At 70.5% G+C, this 16,129-nt stretch carries 18 protein-coding genes and 1 other RNA gene; 9 read left to right on the top strand and 10 right to left on the bottom strand.

From position 1 onward, the window contains the following. Positions 1-14: 14 nt before the first annotated feature. An RNA gene (ffs, locus tag ACAV_RS23905) (signal recognition particle sRNA small type) lies at positions 15-111 on the bottom strand. Beyond that, positions 110-1,735 carry a methyl-accepting chemotaxis protein gene (locus ACAV_RS12665; protein WP_013594972.1) on the bottom strand — a complete coding sequence of 542 codons (1,626 nt, stop codon included), beginning with the start codon at positions 1,733-1,735 and terminating at the stop codon, positions 110-112. Before ACAV_RS12665 ends, ffs begins: the two co-directional genes overlap by 2 nt. Before the next feature lie 119 nt (positions 1,736-1,854). Between ACAV_RS12665 and dnaX the strand changes: the two genes are divergently transcribed. The 6 genes from dnaX (at position 1,855) to ACAV_RS24125 (ending at position 6,939) form a co-directional block, all read left to right on the top strand. Next, on the top strand, positions 1,855-3,876 hold the full coding sequence (gene dnaX / locus ACAV_RS12660) for a DNA polymerase III subunit gamma/tau (RefSeq protein WP_013594971.1): 2,022 nt from the start codon (positions 1,855-1,857) through the stop codon (positions 3,874-3,876). Positions 3,877-3,997: 121 nt separating this feature from the next. Then, a complete protein-coding gene (locus ACAV_RS12655; RefSeq protein WP_011795741.1) occupies positions 3,998-4,330 on the top strand; it encodes a YbaB/EbfC family nucleoid-associated protein in 333 nt (110 codons plus the stop codon). Between the two features lie 17 nt (positions 4,331-4,347). Further along, the gene (recR, locus tag ACAV_RS12650; protein WP_013594970.1) at positions 4,348-4,947 is read left to right on the top strand and encodes a recombination mediator RecR; all 600 of its coding nucleotides are present in this window, start codon (positions 4,348-4,350) and stop codon (positions 4,945-4,947) included. A gap of 33 nt (positions 4,948-4,980) precedes the next feature. Next, a complete protein-coding gene (locus tag ACAV_RS12645) occupies positions 4,981-5,385 on the top strand; it encodes an MAPEG family protein (protein WP_013594969.1) in 405 nt (134 codons plus the stop codon). Positions 5,386-5,549: 164 nt separating this feature from the next. After that, positions 5,550-6,611 carry an ABC transporter substrate-binding protein gene (locus ACAV_RS12640; protein ID WP_013594968.1) on the top strand — a complete coding sequence of 354 codons (1,062 nt, stop codon included), beginning with the start codon at positions 5,550-5,552 and terminating at the stop codon, positions 6,609-6,611. Between the two features lie 175 nt (positions 6,612-6,786). Next, positions 6,787-6,939, top strand: coding sequence for a DUF3096 domain-containing protein (locus ACAV_RS24125; protein ID WP_013594967.1), 153 nt, complete (start codon positions 6,787-6,789; stop codon positions 6,937-6,939). 46 nt (positions 6,940-6,985) lie between these two features. Here the strand turns inward: ACAV_RS24125 and ACAV_RS12635 are convergent, their stop codons facing one another. Together ACAV_RS12635 and gloB are read right to left on the bottom strand one after the other, a co-directional pair. Beyond that, the gene (locus ACAV_RS12635; RefSeq protein WP_013594966.1) at positions 6,986-8,530 is read right to left on the bottom strand and encodes a transglycosylase SLT domain-containing protein; all 1,545 of its coding nucleotides are present in this window, start codon (positions 8,528-8,530) and stop codon (positions 6,986-6,988) included. Between the two features lie 4 nt (positions 8,531-8,534). Continuing rightward, complete coding sequence (gene gloB, locus ACAV_RS12630; protein WP_041828762.1) at positions 8,535-9,317, bottom strand: hydroxyacylglutathione hydrolase; 783 nt, start codon at positions 9,315-9,317, stop codon at positions 8,535-8,537. Between gloB and ACAV_RS12625 the strand changes: the two genes are divergently transcribed. Together ACAV_RS12625 and rnhA are read left to right on the top strand one after the other, a co-directional pair. Continuing rightward, on the top strand, positions 9,316-10,155 hold the full coding sequence (locus ACAV_RS12625) for a class I SAM-dependent methyltransferase (RefSeq protein ID WP_013594964.1): 840 nt from the start codon (positions 9,316-9,318) through the stop codon (positions 10,153-10,155). The two genes, gloB and ACAV_RS12625, sit on opposite strands and share 2 nt — an antisense overlap. Before the next feature lie 43 nt (positions 10,156-10,198). After that, on the top strand, positions 10,199-10,648 hold the full coding sequence (rnhA, locus tag ACAV_RS12620; RefSeq protein WP_011795749.1) for a ribonuclease HI: 450 nt from the start codon (positions 10,199-10,201) through the stop codon (positions 10,646-10,648). A 27-nt stretch (positions 10,649-10,675) separates the two neighbouring features. On the opposite strand, the gene ACAV_RS12615 is transcribed toward rnhA, so the two are convergent. The 5 genes from ACAV_RS12615 to moaA are packed head-to-tail and all read right to left on the bottom strand — an operon-like array spanning position 10,676 to position 14,840. Further along, the gene (locus ACAV_RS12615) at positions 10,676-11,029 is read right to left on the bottom strand and encodes a thioredoxin family protein (protein WP_013594963.1); all 354 of its coding nucleotides are present in this window, start codon (positions 11,027-11,029) and stop codon (positions 10,676-10,678) included. Between the two features lie 59 nt (positions 11,030-11,088). Beyond that, positions 11,089-12,450 (bottom strand): molybdopterin molybdotransferase MoeA, encoded by a 1,362-nt coding sequence (gene moeA / locus ACAV_RS12610; RefSeq protein ID WP_013594962.1) that lies wholly within the window; start codon positions 12,448-12,450, stop codon positions 11,089-11,091. Then, positions 12,447-13,034: a GNAT family N-acetyltransferase gene (locus tag ACAV_RS12605; protein ID WP_013594961.1), complete on the bottom strand. Its 588-nt coding sequence runs from the start codon at positions 13,032-13,034 to the stop codon at positions 12,447-12,449. The genes moeA and ACAV_RS12605 overlap by 4 nt, the downstream gene beginning before the upstream one ends. Beyond that, entirely contained in the window at positions 13,031-13,681 is a 651-nt protein-coding gene (gene mobA / locus ACAV_RS12600) for a molybdenum cofactor guanylyltransferase MobA (protein WP_013594960.1), read from the bottom strand. Before mobA ends, ACAV_RS12605 begins: the two co-directional genes overlap by 4 nt. Positions 13,682-13,697: 16 nt before the next feature. Next, entirely contained in the window at positions 13,698-14,840 is a 1,143-nt protein-coding gene (gene moaA / locus ACAV_RS12595) for a GTP 3',8-cyclase MoaA (protein ID WP_041829202.1), read from the bottom strand. Between the two features lie 180 nt (positions 14,841-15,020). Here moaA and ACAV_RS12590 point away from each other — a divergent pair, with 180 nt between their 5' ends. Further along, positions 15,021-15,350 (top strand): hypothetical protein, encoded by a 330-nt coding sequence (locus ACAV_RS12590; RefSeq protein WP_013594958.1) that lies wholly within the window; start codon positions 15,021-15,023, stop codon positions 15,348-15,350. 5 nt (positions 15,351-15,355) lie between these two features. Here ACAV_RS12590 and ACAV_RS12585 read toward each other — a convergent pair whose 3' ends face one another. Continuing rightward, a complete protein-coding gene (locus ACAV_RS12585; protein WP_013594957.1) occupies positions 15,356-16,126 on the bottom strand; it encodes an SDR family oxidoreductase in 771 nt (256 codons plus the stop codon). Positions 16,127-16,129 lie beyond the last annotated feature (3 nt).

The following is a 16,129-nucleotide window of genomic DNA, read 5'->3' as shown; positions in this document are numbered from 1 at the left end:
TGGCGCGGAATGAAGTTGACGAGCCTTACCCCCGGCACTGGCTCCACGGTTAGGGCTGCTTGGTTCCCCACCTGACCCGGTTGGCCGCTTCCCCATGCGGGGAGGCCCGTCACGTCGGATTGTACCCAATGCCGGGGACGTCTCCGGGCAAATTCCCGTCCACCGGTGCCGTGATCCGGAAAACACCCACCAATTGCTCCAGCCGCGAGGCCTGGGTGGTTAGTGACTGGGCCGCTGCGGTGGCCTGTTCCACCAGCGCGGCGTTCTGCTGGGTGGCCTGGTCCATGTGGGTCACGGCCTGGTTCACCTGGTCGATGCCGGCGGCCTGCTCCTGGTTGGCGGAGGCGATCTCCTGGATCAGGCGTGCCACCTGCTGCACGCTCTCCACCACCTCGCCCATGGTCGTGCCGGCCTGGTTCACCAGGCGGGAGCTTTCGCCCACCTGCTGCACCGAGGTGTCGATCAGCTGCTTGATCTCCTTCGCGGCCGATGCCGAGCGCTGGGCCAGGCTGCGCACCTCGCTGGCGACCACCGCGAAACCGCGGCCCTGCTCGCCCGCGCGCGCCGCTTCCACGGCCGCGTTGAGCGCCAGGATATTGGTCTGGAACGCGATGCCGTCGATCACGCCGATGATGTCCACGATGCGCCGGGAGGAATCGGTCACCGCGCCCATGGTGCTGACCATCTGCCCGACCATCGCGCCCCCGCGCTGCGCCACCTCGGACGTGGAGCCCGCCAGTTGCGCCGCGTGGCGGGCGTTGTCGGCGTTGTGGCGCACGGTGCTGGCGAGCTGCTCCATCGAGGCGGCCGTCTGCTGCAGGGCCCCGGCCTGCTGCTCGGTGCGGGCGGACAGGTCGTTGTTGCCGGCCGCGATCTCGGCCGATGCGGTGTTAATCGACTGGGTGCCGGAGCGCACCTCGGCCACGATGTGGGCGATGCTCTGGCGCATGCGCTCCAGTCCGTGCAGCACGCTGGACTGGTCGCCCGGCTTGAGGGCGATCGGCTGGGCGAGGTGGCCCTGCGCGATGGCCTCGCTGATGCGCAGGGCTTCGCCCGGCTCGCCGCCGAGTTCGCGCACCAGACTGCGGGCGATCAGCAGGCCCAGCGCCAGCAGCAGTCCGGCCAGCACCAGCGCGCCCATGCCGAAGCGCAGGATGCGTGCATTCACCGTGGCGGCGACCGTGTCCACGTACACGCCGGAGCCGATCACCCAGCCCCAGGGGGCGAAGCCCTTGACGTACGATATTTTCGGCACCGGCTCCGTGGCGCCCGGCTTGGGCCACAGGTAGGGCACGAAGCCCGCGCCGCTTTGCCGGACCATGTCCACGAAGGCCACGAACAGGTGCTTGCCGGTCGGATCCTGGTTTGCCGCCAGGTTCTTGCCTTCCAGCTCGGGACGGATGGGGTGCATGAGCATGACCGGCCCCATGTCGTTGATCCACAGGTACTCGCTGCCGCTGTAACGCATGGCGCGCAGGGCGTCCATGGCCATCTGCCGGGCCTGGGTGTCGGTGACCTTGCCCTCCGCGGCGAGGGCATGGTAGCGGGCGACCAGGCTGTGGGCGACTTCCACCGTCTGCCGTACGCCGGCCTGGCGCTCCTCCATGATGAGTGTCCGTTCGGAGGCCAGCAGCACGGCGGTGATCAGCGCGATGCCCAGCAGGGCGCAGCCGATCAGCAGGCCCAGGCGGCGTGCGATGCCCATGCGGGCGAGCCAAGGCGTGTTTCTTTCCATGATGGTCTCTTTTCCCGGAGCGGGTGGCCGTTGCGGAAATGCCCGGCAGTACCCTGTCACCAAATGTTAGCGGCGCCGCGCGCCCTACAGGGGCTGGCGACCCCCGTAGAATCCCGCGGATGTCCTATCTCGTGCTCGCCCGCAAATACCGCCCCAAGACCTTCTCGGAGATGGTCGGGCAGGAACATGTGGTGCAGGCGCTCTCGAATGCGCTCATCCAGCAGCGCCTGCACCATGCGTACCTTTTCACCGGCACGCGGGGGGTGGGCAAGACCACGGTGTCGCGCATCCTGGCCAAGTCGCTCAACTGCCAGGGCGAGGACGGGCAGGGCGGCATCACCGCCACGCCCTGCGGCGTATGCCAGGCATGCCGGGACATCGATGCCGGCCGCTTTGTCGATTACACCGAGCTCGATGCCGCCTCCAACCGCGGCGTGGACGAGGTGCAGGGCCTGCTGGAGCAGGCCGTGTACAAGCCCGTGCAGGGCCGCTTCAAGGTCTTCATGATCGATGAGGTCCACATGCTCACGAACACCGCGTTCAACGCGATGCTCAAGACGCTGGAGGAGCCGCCCGAATACCTGAAGTTCGTGCTGGCCACGACCGACCCGCAGAAGGTGCCGGTCACCGTGCTCAGCCGCTGCCTGCAGTTCAACCTGCGGCCCATGGCGCCGGAAACCGTGCTGGAGCACCTCACCCGCGTTCTGGCCCAGGAAAGCGTGCCGGCCGAGCCGCAGGCGCTGCGGCTGCTGGCGCGTGCGGCGCGCGGCTCCATGCGCGATGCGCTGTCGCTCACCGACCAGGCCATCGCCTTCGGCAGCGGCCAGCTCCAGGAAGCCGGCGTGCGCCAGATGCTGGGCAGCGTGGACCGCAGTTACGTGTTCCGCCTCATCGACGCGCTGGCGAGCGGCGACGGCCGCACGGTAGTGGAGACTTCCGAGTCCCTGCGCATGCACGGGCTGTCCGCCGCCTCCACGCTCGAGGAAATGAGCGCCGTGCTGCAGCGCATGGCGGTATTCCAGGCCGTGCCGCAGATGGCCGATGCGGTGGATCCCGCCGATCCGGAGGCTTCCGAAATCGCGCGGCTGGCCGGCACGCTGCCTGCCGACGAGACGCAACTGCTCTACAGCATCTGCCTGCACGGACGCACGGAACTGGGCCTCGCGCCCGACGAGTACGCGGCCCTCACCATGGCGCTGCTGCGGCTGCTGGCCTTCAAGCCTGCGGCAGAGGGTGGAACGCCCCCAGCGGAAAAAAAAACACTGAAACCGCCCCAGGCGCAGCCTCCGGCACCTGAGACTGCGTCGGCATCCGCCGCGGAACCTGCACCGTCCATTCCCGCATCCGTGGCAGCCTCCGCGCCTGTGGAGCCCGCCGCCGCACTGCCCGGGCCGGAAACCCGGCCTGCCGAAGCGCACGCGCCCGGGCCCGCACCGCTTTCCCCCGCGCCGCAGGAGCCATCTTCCGGCGATGCCTCCTGGGCGGACGATGCCCCCCAGACAGCCGAGCTCGCTTCCACGGCGGCACCGGCCCCCGTGCAGGAGCCGTCGTCCGGCACCGCCGTGGCGGCGGCCGTGCGCCTGCCGGTCAGGACGCCGGCCGACCTGCAGGTGCACCGCCCCGCAGAGGCGGCGCCACCTGCCGTGAGCCCCCCGGACTTCGTGGCCATTCCGGTGCGGGTCGCCCCCGAGCCCGGCATGCGGCTGCAGCCGGCGGCCGTGCCCGGCGCCCTGCCGGCCTCGGCCCGCTACACGCCGACGGAAGAGGGCGATGTCTGGCATGCCACCGTGATGCAGCTCGTTGCGGCCGAGGCCATCAATGCGCTGGTGCGCGAACTCGCCCTGCAGTCCCAGCTGGTGGCCCGCGATGCCGACCATTGGCTGCTGCGCGTGGAGCGCGAGTCGCTCAACCAGCCCACGGCCCGCGAGCGCCTGCGCGCCGCGCTGGAGGCGGCCGGCTTCGTTCGCCAGATCAGCGTGGAGGTGGGCGCCGTCATCGACAGCCCTGCGCGGCGCAATGCCCATGCGGCCGCGGAGCGCCAGCGGCGTGCGCAGGAGATCGTGGAAAACGATCCCTACGTGCAGGCGCTGGTGCGGGACTTCGGGGCGAGAATCGTCCCTGGCAGCATCAAACCCGCATGAAGGCCCGCATGAACGGTTGCATGGTGCTCCGCACCCTCCGGGCTCGCCGCCCGGCGCGCCGTCCCGCCGGCCTCGCCTGATTTTTCGCTTTCGTCTTCGACCCCCAGAGAAAAGGAACCCCATGTTCAACAAAGGACAACTCGCCGGCCTCATGAAGCAGGCCCAGGCCATGCAGGACAACCTGAAGAAGGCCCAGGACGAACTCGCCCTGATCGAGGTCGAGGGCGAGTCCGGCGCCGGCCTCGTCAAGGTGCTGATGACCTGCAAGCACGACGTGAAGCGCGTCACCATCGACCCGAGCCTGCTGTCGGACGACAAGGACATGCTGGAAGACCTGGTGGCCGCCGCCTTCAATGCCGCAGTGCGCAAGGCCGAGGAAACCTCGCAGGAGAAGATGGGCAAGCTGACCGCGGGCATGCCCGGCATGCCGCCCGGCATGAAGTTCCCGTTCTGACCGGCGCCGTGCCCGCCATGGCGTCCGGCTCCGACATGCATTCGCTCGACGCCCTCGTGCAGGCGCTGCGGCGCCTGCCGGGGGTGGGCGTGAAGTCGGCCCAGCGCATGGCGTTCCACCTGCTGCAGCACGACCGGCAGGGCGCCGAAGTGCTGTCGCGCGCGCTGCACGACGCCGCACAGTCGGTGCGGCACTGCGCGCGCTGCCATACCTTCACCGAGGGCGAGGTCTGCTCGACCTGCCTCGATCCGTCGCGCGACGCCTCGCGGCTGGCGGTGGTGGAGACGCCTGCGGACCAGGCCGCGCTCGAGCGCACCGGCGCCTTCCGGGGGCTGTACTTCGTGCTGATGGGCAAGCTGTCGCCGCTGGACGGCATCGGCCCGAAGGACATCGGTTTCGGCAAGCTGCTGGAACGTGCCGGCGACGGCGTGGTCCAGGAAGTCATCCTCGCCACCAATTTCACGGCCGAGGGCGAGGCGACCGCGCATGCCCTCAGCGAAACGCTCAAGGCGCGCGGCATGCACGTGACGCGCCTGGCGCGCGGCGTGCCGGTGGGCAGCGAACTGGAATACGTGGACCTGGGCACCATTGCCCATGCCCTCGTGGACCGGCGGTAGCCCGGACTGCGCCAGGCTTTCTGGAAGATCGACATGAATTCCCTGCACATCGCCCGCTTCACCGTGGCGTACTGGTGCGTTTTCGCGATGGCGCTCATGCCGATCGCCTGTGCCATGCTCGCCAAGCGCGGCGGATTCAGGGCTGCGGACAACCGCGATCCGCGCGGCTGGGCTGCGCGGCAGACCGACTGGCGCGCCCGGGCGCTCGCAGCGCAGGCCAATACCTTCGAGTGCCTGCCGTTCTTCATCGGCGCGGTGATCGTCGCGCACCAGCTCGGTGCCGCGCAGACCTTGCTGGACCTGCTGGCCCTGGCGTTCGTGATGCTGCGGATGTTCTATGTGCTGATGTACGTCTCCGACATGCCCACCATCCGCAGCGCCGTCTGGCTCGGGGCCTTCGCGGTCAACGCGGCCATTTTCTTCCTCGGCTACCGCTGACCTGGGCTCGCGGGCAGGGCGCGGTACCGCGGGTACCGGCCGCCGGGCCCGCGCCGGCTTCGGTTTATTGCGTTTCCTTGCGGTTTACAGGGATTCTCCCCAGTACTGGCCGGGCGCTTTTCGGGCACGATTGCTGCAGTGCAGCATAAATCCCGCTCCCTTCCATGACTCCGCCGTCCTTCAGCCGCCGCCGCCTGGGCGCCATGGCCCTGTCCCTGCCCCTGGCAGGTCTGGCAGGTGGTGGTGCGCAGGCACTGGTGCCTCAGTTCGGCGTGGCATCCCGGGGGCAGGTGCGCGTGGCCGTGGGCGGTGCAGGCCTGCTCTACTACCTGCCCCTCACCGTGGCATGGCAGCTGGGCTTCTTCCGTGCAGAGGGCCTGGACGTGGTCATCCAGGACTACGCCGGGGGCGCGCTCGCGCTGCAGGCGGTGCAGCAGGGCGCTGCGGATGTGTGCTGCGGGGGCTACGACCATACGCTGCGCCGGCAATTGCACGGGCACGATGACTGCGCCCTGGTGTTGCTGGGTCGGGCCCCGCAACTGGCGTTCGCTGCCTCCACGCGCGGCTGGCCCATGCGGAGCGTGCAGAGCTTCAAGGGCCTGCGGGTGGGGGTCACGGCGGCCGGCTCGTCCACGCACATGCTGGCACAGCTGGCCCTGTCGCAGAATGGTGCGTCGCTGGAGTACATCTCCTTCGTGGGCGTGGGCGCCTCGGGCCGCGGCGCGCTGGCCGCGCTCCGGCAGGGCCGCATCCATGCGCTGTGCCATGCCGATCCCGTGGTGAGCGTGCTCGAGCAGCACGGAGAGGTGCGGCTGCTCTGCGACACGCGCACCCTCAAGGCGTCGCAGGAACTCTTCGGCGGCACCATGCCGGCATCCAGCCTGTATGCGCCCCGGGCGTTCGTGCAGCAGAATGCCGCCGTGTCGCAGGCGCTCGTGCATGCCATGGTGCATGCGCTCAAGTGGCTGCAGACGGCCAGCGCCGCGGACCTCATGCGCGTGGTGCCGCAGGACGACCTGCTGGGCGACCGCAGCGCCTACATGGCCGCGTTCCACAAGGTGCGCGACACCTTCTCCCCGGACGGCATGATGCCCGACGACGGCCCCGCCACGGCCCTGCGCGCGCTGGCGCGGCTGCGGCCGGAATGGGCGGCCTCCAAGGTGGAGCTGGGGCGCACCTACACCAATGAATACGCGCGCAAGGCCAAGGCGAAGTTCAACGCCTGAGAACGCCGGCAGGACTCCAAGTGGCGCCATGGTCCGACACCGCTGCGCCACGGCGCGGCGTTAGATTCCGGCCACTGCCCGGCCATCGGCATCCGGGCACCGGCCGGCCGCGCTGTGGACGGCTGCATCCAGCCTTTACCCCCTTTCTACCCCGTTCTCCGAGGAAACTTCTCCCATGACACTGAACCTCAGCATCGGCCCGCTCGTGGCCCTCATCGCCGGCATCCTCATCCTGGTGATGCCCCGCCTGCTCAACTTCATCGTGGCGATCTACCTCATCCTCATCGGCGTGCTCGGGCTGGTAGGCATGCACAACCTGAGGATCTGACGGGCGCAGGGCGGCGCCCCGCCAGCGCGCCTTCGTCAGCGCTCCATCAGCGTTTTTTCACGCGCGACGGGGTCCCGCCCTTGCGGGACGGCGCGGGCGCCGAAGCCTTCTTCGCAGTGCCCTTCGACGGCGCGGCCGACTGGCGGCTGCTGCGGTTGCCGCTGCTGGCCGAGGCGCCGGAGGTCATGCGCACCGGCAGATACACCACCACGGCCTCGCCGGCCTTGAACGACGCGGTGGATTTCACATCGTTCCAGGTCGCGACGTCCGCGGTGGTGACCTTGTAGCGCCGGGCGATGGTGGCCACCGAGTCGCGCTTGCCGGCGCGCACCGTGGTGCGGCGGGTGACGATCTCGGGAGTGAAGGCGACCTGGCCGTTGTCGGCCAGTTGCCCGGGCACGTCTGCCTGCGTCGCGTTGCCGCGGGGCACCATCAGGGCCGAGCCGGCCTTGATGAGCATGCGCGGCGGAATCTTGTTCACGTTGCGCAGGTCGGCCTCGCTCATGCCGACGCGCTGCGCCGCCGCCGACACGCTCATCGTGGTCGGCACGCTCCAGACCGTCCAGCTCGCGTACTGGCCTTCGGTGTAGGCCTCCAGGTTCTTGCGGAAGACCTGCGCGTTGTCCCAGGGCAGCAGGATCTGCGGCATGCCGGCCGCGAGGATGATGGGCTTGTGCAGCGAGGGATTGAGTTCGCGGAAATCCTGCTCGCGCACGCCCGCCAGGCTGGCCACCAGCGAAACGTCGATGTCGCGGGTGATGTCCACCGTCTGGAAGTAGGGATGGTTCTCGATGAGCGGCAGCTCGGTGTTGAACCGCTCCGGGTGCGCGACGATGTTCTTCACCGCCTGCAGCTTGGGCACGTACAGGCGGGTTTCTGCCGGCATGTTCAGCTCGGTGTAACTGGTGCCCAGGCCCATCTTCTGGTTGCGCGCGATGGCGCGGCTCACGTTGCCTTCGCCCCAGTTGTAGGCGGCCAGGGCCAGGTGCCAGTCGCCGAACATGCCGTAGAGCCGTTGCAGGTAGTCCAGCGCCGCGCGGGTGGAAGCGAGCACGTCGCGCCGGTCGTCGCGGAAGGCGTTCTGCTTGAGCTGGTAGTCGCTGCCGGTGGCGGGCATGAACTGCCACATGCCCACGGCCTTGGCGCTGGACACCGCCATGGGGTTGAAGGCGCTCTCGATGTAGGGCAGCAGCGCCAATTCGGTGGGCATGCCGCGCAACTCCAGTTCCTCCACGATATGGAAGAGGTACTTGCTGGAGCGCTCGGTCATGCGCTGCATGTAGTCGGGGCGGCTCGCATACCAGAGCTCGCGGTCGCGCACCAGGTCCTGGTCAAGGTCCGGCATGGCGAAGCCGCGGCGGATGCGGTCCCACAGGTCGGTGGGCGCGGCCAGCGAGGCCACGCCGAAGTGGCTTGCGTCCGCGGCGGTGATGGGACGCAGCGGAGGCGAGCCGGCCGTGGGCGGGGTGGGCGCGGTGCCGCCCGTCGTGCTGGAGGGGGTGGCCGGGGCGTCCTTGCCGGGGGTGCCGGGCGCCGCGCAGCCGGTGAGCCAGAGCACGCTCGCGAGGCCCAGGATGTGCAGGAGTTTCATGGGGTCAGGTCGGTCGGAATTCGTTTTTCCACTGGCGCAGCGCCGCCAGCACCGAGGCCGGGTCGGCGGTGTCGGTGCCTGGTGCGAAAGCCTGAGCCGCACGGGCCACGCCGGGCTCCCGCGTCCTCAGGAAGGGGTTCACGGCATGCTCCGTGCCGAGCCGCGAGGGCAGGGTGGGCTGCCCGGCGGCGCGGAGCGCCTCGCAGTCATGGCTGTACTGGAGCAGCGCCGTGTTGCCGGGTTCCACGGCCCGCGCGAAAGCGAGGTTCGAAAGTGTGTATTCGTGGGCGCAGCACACCCGTGTCTCCGGCGGCAGCGCGCCGAGCCGGTCGAGCGAATGCTGCATCTGGGCGGGCGTGCCCTCGAAGAGCCGGCCGCACCCGCCCGAGAACAGCGTGTCGCCGCAGAAGAGCAGCGGGCCGCCCGCGGCGTCCGCGGCGTAGTAGGCGATGTGCCCTGCCGTGTGGCCGGGCACGTCGATCACCGAGAATTGCAGGCCCAGCACCTGCAGCGTGCCGCCATCGGCCAGCGGCTGCGCCGGCTGCGGGATCGACTCGCGCGCCGGGCCGTACACCAGTGCGCCGGTGGCCTCGCGCAGCGCCGCCACGCCGCCGACATGATCGCCGTGGTGGTGCGTGACTAGAATCGCCTGCAGTGCCAGGCCATGGCGCTGCAGGGCCTGCAGCACCGGGCCGGCCTCCCCTGGATCGACCACGGCGGCCGAGCGGCCGTCATGCAGCATCCAGATGTAGTTGTCGGTGAAAGCGGGCAGCGGCAGCAAGTTCATGAGCGACGAAATTATAGGTTTGCACCATTGGTTCGACTCACCGCCCGGCCGCTACCTGCTGGCGTGGGAGCAGGAGCGCTACGACGAGATGGTGGCCGACGTGTTCGGCTTCCATGCGCTGCAGCTGGGCATGCCCGGCCTGCAGGGGCTGCGGGCCAACCGCATGCCGCACCGCTGGCTGGCGCTCGGCGCTGCCGAAGCGTTGCTGTGGCCGCCGCCGGCCGAGACCGAAACCGGACCGGCGGACGGCGCCGTCCGCGCGGCGTTGCTGGCCGACCCGGTGGCGCTGCCGTTTCCGGAAAACAGCCTCGACCTGGTGCTGCTGCCGCACGCGCTGGAGCTCAGCGTGGATCCGCATGCCGCGCTGCGCGAGGTACACCGGGTGCTGATGCCGGAAGGGCGGCTGGTGGTGAGCGGGCTCAATCCCGTGAGCCTCTGGGGCCTGCGCCAGCGCCGCGTGCGGCTGTACCAGCGCCTTGGGGCCGGGGGACAGCTCTACCTGCCCGACGTGGGTGAGTTCATCGGCCACTGGCGGCTGCGCGACTGGCTGCGGCTGCTGAACTTCGAAATCGAGACCATCAGCTTCGGTGCCTACCGTCCTGCGGTGCGCAGCGCGCGCTGGCTCGACCGGTACGAATGGCTGGATGCCGTGGGGGCGCGCTGGTGGCCGATACTCGGGGCCGCCTACATGGTGGTGGCCGTCAAGCGCGTGCATGGCATGCGCCTGCTGGAGCCGTCCTGGCGCACCGGCCAGGCGCCGCAGGCGCGCGCCGCGACCGTGCCGGTGGCGCAGCGCGCTGGGCCGCAGCCCGGCGGCGCGCGACGGGGCGGCCGGTGAAGAAGCGGAAGATATGAATGACGACAAAGGAAGCGAGCGAGTTTTGAATCAGGTTGTGATCTATACCGACGGGGCCTGCAAGGGCAATCCGGGACCCGGCGGCTGGGGTGTGGTGCTGCGCTCGGGCGCGTTGGAAAAGGAGTTGTTCGGGGGGGAGCTGGGCACGACCAACAACCGCATGGAACTGCTGGCCGTGATCGAGGCCCTGGGTGCGCTCAAGCGCCCGTGCGCGGTCACGCTCTACCTCGACAGCCAGTACGTGCGCAAGGGCATCACGGAGTGGATCCAGGGGTGGAAGAAAAAGGGCTGGCGAACGGCATCCGGCCAGCCCGTGAAGAACGTGGAGCTGTGGAAGCGGCTCGATGACCTGGTGGCCGGTGGCGGCCATGTGATCGACTGGCGGTGGGTGAAGGGCCATGCGGGCGACCCCGGCAACGAACGCGCGGACGCACTCGCCAACAAGGGCGTGGACAAGGCCCTGGGACGGGCCTAGGCCTTCGGTCCGACCTGCGGCGCCGGGTCAGGCCGGACCGATGCTGATGGCCGGCGCATGGGCGATGGCCTGCATGCCCGGCTGCAGGGCCGCCGCGTCCTGCGGGCGGACCACGCGGTCGATCTCCTTGCCGTCGCGCAGGAAGACCAGGGTGGGCCAGAGCTTCACGCCGAAGCTGCGGCCCAGCGGCCGGCCCGGGCCGTCCTCGACCTTGATGTGCTGTATGGCATCGTGGTCCTTGAGGGCAGCTTCGATCAGCGGCTGCGCGCGCTGGCAGTAGCCGCACCAGGGCGTGCCGAACTCCAGGACGGACGCGCCCTGCAGGCGGTCGATGTCCTCCCGCGTGGGGGCTTCGGCGAGGTGCTGGGCGGTATAGGGCATGGGGCTTTCCGGTCGGTGGGGATGGCTGCAAGGGTACGCCCGGCCCGGGCCTGCCCGTGTCAGAGCATGCCGTCAAACAACAGCACGTCCACCGGCTCGCCCACGGCGACAGGACCGCGGGCGTGCGGCAGCAGGATGAGCCCGTGGGCCTGCACCATGGAGCTCAGCAGTCCGGAGCCCTGTGGCCCGGTGGTGCGCACGCGCAGGGCGCCGTCCGCATCCTGGAAGACGATGCCGCGCTGGTATTCGGTGCGTCCGGGGCGCTTGTGCAGCGGTTCGGCCGCGAGGGCGCGCAACGCGGGCGGTGCCATGGGCTCGCAGCCCATCATCCGCCACAGCGCCGGCCGCACGAAGACGAGAAAAGCCACCATCGCCGCCACGGGATTGCCGGGCAGCGCGAACAGCACGGCGCCGCCGTCCGCTCCGGCTTCGCTGCTGGCGGCCCCCTCCGGGCGCGGGATGCGGCCCGCGGCCATCGGGCGGCCCGGCCGCATGGCGATGCGCCAGAACTCCACCTGGCCGAGCTGGTCGAGCAGCGTGCGCGTGTGGTCGGCGACACCCGTGCTGACGCCACCGCTGGTGACGATGGCGTCGGCACGCGCCGCCGCCGCCGCCGCGCGCAGCGTGGATTCCAGGGCCTGCGGCTCGTCCGGAACGGCGCCGAGGTCGACGGCCTCCACGCCCATGCGTGCCAGCAGCCCGAACAGGGTGTAGCGATTGCTGTCGTACACCGCCCCTTCGCGCCAGGGCGTTCCCAGGCTGAGGATCTCGTCCCCCGTGGAGAAGACCGCCACCCGCAGGCGGCGCACGACGGGCACCGTGTCCTGCCCGAGGCTCGCCAGCAGCCCGAGCGCGGCCGGCGCGAGCCGGGTTCCCTTGGCGAGGGCGGTCCGGCCGCGCGCCAGGTCTTCGCCCGCGCGCCGGCGGTGGTCGCCCCGGCGGACCACGCCCGCGGGAATGGTGATGCTCTCCGGCCCGCCCGAGGGGGGCGCGGTGAGGATGGCTTCCTGGGGAACCACGGTGTCGGCTCCGTGCGGCATCACTGCGCCGGTCATGATGCGCAGGCACTGGCCCGGCCCGAGGCCCCCCTGCCAACGGTGGCCGGCGAGGACGGTGCCGGCCACCTGCAGGGTCAGCGGCTGCCCGTCCACCAGGGCAGCGCCGTCGAAGGCGAAGCCGTCCATGGCGGAGTTGTCGCGCGGAGGTACGTCCATGGGCGAGACGACGTCCTCGGCGAGGATGCGGTCGAGCGCGGCGAAGATGCCCACCTCTTCGATGCCGCGCACCGGTTCGACGAGTGCGGCGAGCCGCGCATGCACGGCGTCCACGGGCAGGTCGTGCGCCACGGTGGCTGCCGGGGACGTGGCGGGCGACGCCGATAGGGGTGGCGTGTCGCCTGGGCGGAAGGTCGTGGGGCTCATGTGGCTCGGGGCAGCAGGCGGTACATGTGAAGCTTGTCGTAGGGGATGCCGGCCACCCGGATGGCGCCCGGCAACAGGCCCCAGGGGCGGAAGCCCTCGCTCTCGTAGAGCCGCACGGCGTTCCCGTTGACGGCGGTCACCGACAGTTCCAGCAGTTCGAGCCCGTCCATCTGCATGGCGTATTCGATGCAGGCGCGCAGCAGTTGCCGGCCGATGCCGCGCCGCTGGGCGTGCGGGGCGACCATCATGGCGATCACCAGGGCGCAGTGCCGCTGCTGCAGGCGCTCCTGTCGCTCGCAACCCACGCTGCCGAGCAGTTCGCCGGAAGCTGCATCGAATGCACCGAGAAAGAAGAGGCCCGAGCCTGGCGTGCCGAAGCGTGCCGCATAGGATTCGGCCGGCCTGCCGACCGCACTGGCGTAGTCCGACGTGAAGGCCTCCGGTGTGGCGAGCAGCGCGGCATCCCGCAGCGCTTTGTAGGCCGCTGCATGGGAGGCGTCCAGCAGGCCGATGCGCGCGGCCGGCGTCCCGGATGGCCCGGAGGGGCCGCCGGACACGGAAAGGGCAGGGGCGGTCGGGTTCATGCCGTGTCGGTTTCCAGGCGGTGCAGTTCGTCCAGGGTGTTGGCGTTGCGGAAGGCGTGCGGGTCGTCTCCCGGCCGGTCGAAGGTGGCCGTGGCCAGGGCGTGTCGGCCCATCCAGTCCAGCACCTTGCGCCCGCCGCCGTCCAGGTAGCCCCGCAGGTCGTCCTGCAGGCCCGCGCGCAGCAGGCAGGCCACCGGGTGCCGGCGCAGCGGTGCCGGCCCGGCGGCAGGGGGGCCGGCCGGCACGGCTTCGGGGGCTGCCGCGATGGCGATGTCCGCGCCCGCTGCCATGGCGGCTTCGGCCAGCCGGTCGCCAAGGTCGGGCGGGAAGCAGGGCGTATCGCAGGGGACGGCCAGCAGCCAGGGCGTGCCGCACCATTGCAGGCCTGCCAGGATGCCGGCCAGGGGCCCGGGATGGCCGGGCAGGGCGTCACCCAGCACGGGCACGCCGAGTGCGGCGTAACGGTCCAGGTGGCGGTTGGCGCTGACCGAGAGCTTTCCGGGCGCAGCCTGCGGGCGCAGCCGCTCCAGCGCGACCGCGGCGAGCGGCCGGCCCCGGAAGGGCTGCAGTCCCTTGTCCAGCCCGCCCATGCGCGAGCCCTGGCCGCCGGCCAGGACGATGCCGGCGATGTCCGCACGGCCGATCACCTTGGCCCCCCGTGTCTCATCCGCCGATGTAGCTCATCTCGACGCGCCGCGCGGCCGGCGCGCCGGTGGCCGGCGGCAGGCTGCCCCGCAGTTCGGAATAGCGGTCGGTACGGCCCTGCCAGATGCCGGCGATGGCCGCCGCCAGGGCGGGGTCGGCGGCCCCGCCGCGCAGCAGCGCGCGCAGGTCCCAGCCCTGCGTGGCGAAGAGGCACAGGTAGAGCCGGCCTTCCATCGACAGCCGGGCGCGGTTGCAATCGCCGCAGAACGCGCGGGTGACGCTGCTGATCGTCCCCACTTCTCCCTGGCCAGGATCGTGCCGGCCCAGCGCGTCGGCATAACCCCAGCGCTCGGCGGTTTCACCGGGGGCCGCGGGCGGCAGCTGCACCAGGGGCAGTTCCTGCCGGAGCCGGTCGATCACCTGCGCCGACGGCAACACCTCGTCCATGCGCCATCCGTTCGTGGCGCCCACGTCCATGTATTCGATGAAGCGCAGCGTGATGCCGGTGCCCCGGAAATGGCGGGCCATGGGCACGATCTCGTGGTCGTTGGTGCCGCGCTTGACCACCATGTTGACCTTGATGCGCTCGAACCCGGCCGCCTGGGCGGCCTCGATGCCGGAGAGCACCTCGGCGACGGGAAAGTCCACGTCGTTCATGCGGCGGAAGACGCTGTCCTGCAGGCTGTCCAGGCTGACGGTGAGCCTCGCCAGCCCCGCATCGCGCAGGGCCCGGGCCTTGCGGGCGAGCAGCGAGCCGTTGGTGGTCAGCGTCAGGTCGGGCACACGCCCCTCGGTGGTGCGCAGCCCCGCGAGCTGCTCCACCAGGTTCTCCAGGTGCCGCCGCAGCAGCGGCTCCCCGCCCGTGAGCCGGATCTTGCGCACGCCGTGGGCCAGGAAGACCCGCGCCAGGCGCGAGATCTCCTCGAAACTGAGCAGGTCGCCGTGGGAGAGGTAGGGATAGTCCTTGCCGAAGACTTCCTTGGGCATGCAGTAGCTGCAGCGGAAATTGCAGCGGTCTGTGACACTGATGCGCAAATCGCGCAGGGGCCGGCCCAGCGCATCGGCCAGGTGCCCGTCGGGCCCGGCGAAGGGTCCTTCGGGCATGCGTGGCCGCAGCGCGGCGATGCGCTGGTCCACGAGCGGAATCACACGTTCGGCCATGGCGGGATTCTGCCGCATGGCCGCAGTAGGGGTATGGACGGACGGTGGAATATTGATGCCCGTCAATTTCGCCGGCACTTGCGGAACCTGTTGCGGGCCCGGACCTCCAAGCGCCAGAGGCCATGGCCCCCGGACGCCGGCGGGGGCACAATGCGGATACCGGCGGCAACGGGAGTTGACATGGACGTCTCCATCTACCAATCCATCGTGAACACGGCCAGCTTTGCCTACCAGGACCGCAGCGGCAGCGCCGCGGGGGCCCTCCGGAATTCGCTCGCCGTGCAGGAGTCCGATGTGTCGGCCCTGCTGCAGCCCGTGTCCGTCACCGGCCCCTCCCTCGTGCCCTTCGGTACGCTGGAAGACAGCCTGCTGGACCCGCTGCCTTCCCTGGACCCCACGCTGGCCACCGCGGGCACGCTGGAGGCCACCCTGCTGCAATCGCTGCCGTTTGCCGAACCGGCCCTGGCGACGTTCGGCACGCTGGGCACGCGCCTCAACACCTTCACCTGACTGCGTCAGACGCAGCGGGCTCCGTCCACCTCGATGCAGGTGCCGCTCACGAACGCGGCCTCGTCGCTCGCCAGGTAGAGCGCTGCGTTCGCCACGTCCAGCGCCGTGGAAAAGCGGCCGAGCGGTATCGTGGCCAGGAACTTCGCCCGCCGGGCATCGTCGAGCTCTCCGCCCGCGAACTCTGCTGCCAGGCCGGTGTCGGGGTTGAACACCGGGTTGATGCAGTTCACCCGGATGTTGTCCGGGCCGAGTTCCGCCGCCATGGACTTGCTGGTGACGATCACCGCGCCCTTCGAGCCGTTGTACCAGGTCAGCCCGGGCCGCGGCCGCAGCCCGGCGGTGGATGCGATGTTGATGATGCAGCCGCCGCGCCGCTGCGGGTTGCCGCGCATCGCGGGCACCGCGTGCAGCGCAGACAGGTAGATGCTTTTGACGTTGACCGCGTACACGCGGTCGAATTCCTCCTCGGTCACTTCGAGCATGGGACGGTTGCGGTGCGTCCAGCCGGCGTTGTTGACCATCACGTCGAGCGCACCATGGCGGGATACCGCCTCGGCCACCAGGGCCCGCACCTCGTCCGACCGCGTGACGTCCGCCGCGAAGGCGTGGGCGGTGCCCCCGTCGCCGCGGATGGCGGCCGCAACGCGCTCGGCGGCGTCGGGCCGGATGTCGTTCACGATGACGAGGCCGCCTTCGGCCGCGAGCCGCCGCGCGATGCCTTCGCCGATGCCGCCGCCGGCGCCGGTGACGATGGTGGATTTGCCTGGAACGCGCATGGC

The organism is Paracidovorax avenae ATCC 19860 (assembly GCF_000176855.2).
In the GTDB taxonomy this organism is placed as follows: domain Bacteria; phylum Pseudomonadota; class Gammaproteobacteria; order Burkholderiales; family Burkholderiaceae_C; genus Paracidovorax; species Paracidovorax avenae.
Note: the sequence above shows the minus strand (reverse complement) of the source record. Positions and strands in the feature narration are given on the sequence as shown.

Coding starts and splice junctions, on each gene's coding strand:
- ACAV_RS12665 (WP_013594972.1), bottom strand. CDS start 1,735: ATGGAAAGAAACACGCCTTGGCTCGCCCGCATGGGCATCGCACGCCGC.
- dnaX (WP_013594971.1), top strand. CDS start 1,855: ATGTCCTATCTCGTGCTCGCCCGCAAATACCGCCCCAAGACCTTCTCG.
- ACAV_RS12655 (WP_011795741.1), top strand. CDS start 3,998: ATGTTCAACAAAGGACAACTCGCCGGCCTCATGAAGCAGGCCCAGGCC.
- recR (WP_013594970.1), top strand. CDS start 4,348: ATGGCGTCCGGCTCCGACATGCATTCGCTCGACGCCCTCGTGCAGGCG.
- ACAV_RS12645 (WP_013594969.1), top strand. CDS start 4,981: ATGAATTCCCTGCACATCGCCCGCTTCACCGTGGCGTACTGGTGCGTT.
- ACAV_RS12640 (WP_013594968.1), top strand. CDS start 5,550: ATGACTCCGCCGTCCTTCAGCCGCCGCCGCCTGGGCGCCATGGCCCTG.
- ACAV_RS24125 (WP_013594967.1), top strand. CDS start 6,787: ATGACACTGAACCTCAGCATCGGCCCGCTCGTGGCCCTCATCGCCGGC.
- ACAV_RS12635 (WP_013594966.1), bottom strand. CDS start 8,530: ATGAAACTCCTGCACATCCTGGGCCTCGCGAGCGTGCTCTGGCTCACC.
- ACAV_RS12625 (WP_013594964.1), top strand. CDS start 9,316: ATGAGCGACGAAATTATAGGTTTGCACCATTGGTTCGACTCACCGCCC.
- gloB (WP_041828762.1), bottom strand. CDS start 9,317: ATGAACTTGCTGCCGCTGCCCGCTTTCACCGACAACTACATCTGGATG.
- ACAV_RS12615 (WP_013594963.1), bottom strand. CDS start 11,029: ATGCCCTATACCGCCCAGCACCTCGCCGAAGCCCCCACGCGGGAGGAC.
- moeA (WP_013594962.1), bottom strand. CDS start 12,450: ATGAGCCCCACGACCTTCCGCCCAGGCGACACGCCACCCCTATCGGCG.
- ACAV_RS12605 (WP_013594961.1), bottom strand. CDS start 13,034: ATGAACCCGACCGCCCCTGCCCTTTCCGTGTCCGGCGGCCCCTCCGGG.
- moaA (WP_041829202.1), bottom strand. CDS start 14,840: ATGGCCGAACGTGTGATTCCGCTCGTGGACCAGCGCATCGCCGCGCTG.
- ACAV_RS12590 (WP_013594958.1), top strand. CDS start 15,021: ATGGACGTCTCCATCTACCAATCCATCGTGAACACGGCCAGCTTTGCC.
- ACAV_RS12585 (WP_013594957.1), bottom strand. CDS start 16,126: ATGCGCGTTCCAGGCAAATCCACCATCGTCACCGGCGCCGGCGGCGGC.